Genomic DNA, 1,406 nt, shown 5'->3' on the forward strand with positions numbered 1-1,406 from the left:
GTGGACTGGTCCCCGGTTCTTGGACTGATTAGTCGGTTCGAGATCCGGGGATGGTTCGTGTGGGTGGTACCGCGTCGTCGTTGACGAGTGCGCAGCGGGTGGCTGCGGTGGAGTGGTTCGGTCGGGGGTTGAGTGATTGGGCGACGGCTCGTCGGCTAGGAGTGACACGGAAACCGGTGCGACGCTTGCATCAACGGTGGTTGCTGCATGGTCCGGAGGTGCTCGTGGATTCCCCCAGACGCTCGTACTCGTTCGAGGTGAAACGTGACCTCGTGCGCCGATTCCTTGCCGGGGAACCAGCCGATGCGCTCGCCTCCGAGGGAGGGCTCTCCTCAGCGCTGCTGCTGCGCAAATGGGCGAACCAGGTTCGCAAGGACGGTGAGGACGCCCTCCGGCCGCGCCCAACGGGCCGCCCGAAAGCGAAGCCGGACACCGAGCTCAGCGAGCTGGAACGACTCCGGCGGGAGAACGAGTACTTACGGGCCGAGAACGCGTACTTGGGAAAATTGCGGGCCTTGCAGGCGCAGCAACGGCGTCGGTGAAGACCGCAGCCGTTGCCGCTTGCAAGGCCGAACACTCACTCCAGACGCTGCTGCAGATCGCCGGTCTTGCCCGCTCCACGTTCTTCTACCAGCAAGCCCGCTCGCGTGAACCTGACCGGCACGCTGACACCGCGGACGCGATCCGCGCGATCTTCGTCCGCACCAAGGGCCGGTATGGGCATCGGCGGATCCACGCCGAGCTCCGCCGGACCGGGCCAGTGGCGAAGAAGACGGTCCTGGCGTTGATGCGACGCCACGACCTGGTCTGCCTGGTGCGTCGTCGACGCCGATACTCGTCCTACGGCGGCGAGGTCGGCAAGGTTGCAGCGAACCTGCTGAACCGGGACTTCACCTCGACAGCGCCGAACCAGAAATGGGTCACGGACGTGACGGAGTTCCGGGTCGGTGAGCACAAGCTCTACCTGTCACCAGTGATGGACCTCTTCGACCGGCAGATCATCGCCTATCGAACCGGAACGTCCCCGACCCTGGAACTCACCCACGGCTCGCTCCGCGACGCACTCCACACCGCACTCGGGGCGGCACCGCTGGTGCACTCGGACCAGGGCATCCACTACCAGCACCGGTCCTGGCGGTCACTGCTGGCAGCTGCCGGCGCGTCCCAGTCGATGTCGCGAAAGGGCAACTGCCACGACAACGCGATCATCGAGAACTTCTTCGGCCATCTGAAAGCCGAGATGTTCCACCCAACCCGTTTCGACAGCATCACCACGCTCGACACCGCGATCCACGACTACATCACCTGGTGGAACACCGACCGCTCCCAGGCACGACTCGAGGGCATGAGCCCGGTTCAATACCGAGCTCACGCCCTCGCGGCCTAATCTGACTTCACGGTCCAAC

General features: G+C 64.9%; 2 protein-coding genes. Both read left to right on the forward strand.

Translation table 11 applies throughout. The annotated features are described in order from the left end of the window. Positions 1-218: 218 nt before the first annotated feature. Positions 219-542 carry a helix-turn-helix domain-containing protein gene (locus EDF23_RS19695; protein WP_173171128.1) on the forward strand — a complete coding sequence of 108 codons (324 nt, stop codon included), beginning with the start codon at positions 219-221 and terminating at the stop codon, positions 540-542. After that, complete coding sequence (locus EDF23_RS19035; protein WP_131922793.1) at positions 539-1,387, forward strand: IS3 family transposase; 849 nt, start codon at positions 539-541, stop codon at positions 1,385-1,387. Before EDF23_RS19695 ends, EDF23_RS19035 begins: the two co-directional genes overlap by 4 nt. Positions 1,388-1,406: the final 19 nt, after the last annotated feature.

Origin of the sequence: Curtobacterium sp. PhB128 (genome assembly GCF_004340725.1) — a bacterium.
GTDB lineage: Bacteria > Actinomycetota > Actinomycetes > Actinomycetales > Microbacteriaceae > Curtobacterium.